Origin of the sequence: Paracoccus sp. UBA5162 (genome assembly GCF_002413585.1) — a bacterium.
In the GTDB taxonomy this organism is placed as follows: Bacteria; Pseudomonadota; Alphaproteobacteria; order Rhodobacterales; family Rhodobacteraceae; genus Paracoccus.
Window position 1 is genome coordinate 1 of record NZ_DHXG01000039.1, and the last position, 1,265, is coordinate 1,265.

Genomic DNA, 1,265 nt, shown 5'->3' on the forward strand with positions numbered 1-1,265 from the left:
TGGTCACGGCGTCCGAGGTGCCCGTTGCCGTGCCCTCGCTGTTGGTCCAGATATCCTGCGTCGTGATCACGCCGACGCGGCCGGTCGTGTCCAGCGTGTTGCCGGTCTGCCCGGCGATGGCCACGCCGTCCAGCAGCCAGACGGTTTCGCGCGCGGGCGCCGGGTTGCCGCTGGCATCGCCCGCCGTCCGCGTGAGGATGCTGCCCTCGGTCGTGCCACCGGCGATCGTCGGGGCGGCGATGACCGCAGGGGCGGCGAGGGCCGCGCCGCCGGCAGGAAGATCGACCTCGATTGTCGTGCCATCGACCCGCGTCAGGATCAGGCGCCCACTGACCACGCTTGCCGATGCCAGTGTTTTTTCCTGCGTCGTATCGGCCTTTCCGGCCGCGATAGCGGCAGCTTGCCTTGCGACGACATCGACATTGGCGGATGACGCTCCATTGCCGATGGGCAGGCCGGAAATGACATTCACGCGCCCGAGGAAATTTCCCGCCGTTGCCAGCCGCACCTCGACGGCGGCCTGGACCACGATCCGTTCAAACGGCTGCAGCTCGACTGCCTCATTCTGCGATGGCGGTATGGCCGAACTGACCAACACCGGGTTGGCGCCCTGGTTTTGCAGGATATCTCCCGGCACAAGGGCCAGCATGGGCGACCATGCCTTTCCGATAGATACTGATGGCATGCACTGCTCCTATGCTTTTGATGTTGTGGCAGGGATGCCTGATGCGACAGACAGCGTGCTGGCCCAGCTCCCTGTTGTCGCGATGCGAACGATGACCTCTGCTTCGCACTTGAACTGTTCGTCCCGGCGCAGGGCCAGTGCGTCATCGGGATCGGGCGGTTCCGACGCACAGACCAGGATCGTGTTCAATCCCCGGTTCCGCACGATATCGCCCGCTGTCAGCGTGATGGCGTCGGACCAGACAGAAGATGCTTGATAATCAGCCACGGACGGGCCCCCTAAAACTGACGATGTTCCGTGAGTTTTCGGAGGGGTTGCCCGGCATCCGGACCCGCCCTGGCTTTTGTCGGGGGCCTACCCGGCAGTCTTTCCCGCTGTCATCCGGACCCCGGAGGGGTTGCCCATTGGCCCTAAATAGCCACAGCAGCAGACATTGCGCCAGAGAAAACACTTCGCCCCGTCCGACATCGGACGCCGTCGGATCGTCGGACGGACGAAAACGACAAGACCAAATAAATTTATATATATCAGATGTTTAGTGGTGAGCCCGACAGGATTCGAACCTGTGACCCACTGATTA

The 1,265-nt window shown here is 62.8% G+C and carries 2 protein-coding genes; both read right to left on the reverse strand.

Annotation, left to right across the window (positions count from 1 at the left end; genetic code table 11):
- Nucleotides 1–649 (reverse strand): hypothetical protein (locus B4A72_RS05335; protein WP_292978196.1); only part of this gene is annotated, 649 nt, incomplete at its 3' end.
- Nucleotides 650–694: 45 nt separating this feature from the next.
- Nucleotides 695–952, reverse strand: coding sequence for a hypothetical protein (locus tag B4A72_RS05340; protein WP_292954754.1), 258 nt, complete (start codon nt 950–952; stop codon nt 695–697).
- Nucleotides 953–1,265: the final 313 nt, after the last annotated feature.